At 60.6% G+C, this 269-nt stretch carries 1 protein-coding gene; it reads right to left on the bottom strand.

Features of this window, described 5'->3' with window-relative positions:
• Positions 1-269 (bottom strand): hypothetical protein (locus tag H6B10_RS16210; protein ID WP_204652445.1); only part of this gene is annotated, 269 nt, incomplete at both ends.

The raw sequence follows: 269 nt of genomic DNA on the forward strand, positions 1-269 counted from the left end.
CTGGTGGCCCATATCGGCCATAGCCTGCAAGAACTGGGGCTGACGCTCGGCAAAGAAACCTTCTACCGGCTGTCCCAGCAGGATCTTGATGCCATTGATTACCACTTGCCCCAGAGAGGCAGTCGTTTCTCCCACACCGCCGGAATCGCTGTTGCGGGCCACCAGCCACCCCACGTACCGGATGTTCCACAGGTAATAGATGGCCATGGGCGCGGCAAAGCAGGCTGCCGCAAAGCCGGTACGGCGGGCAAGCCCTTGTTTGAACGGTC

Source organism: Gemmiger formicilis, from assembly GCF_016901605.1.
Lineage (GTDB): Bacteria > Bacillota > Clostridia > Oscillospirales > Ruminococcaceae > Gemmiger > Gemmiger formicilis_B.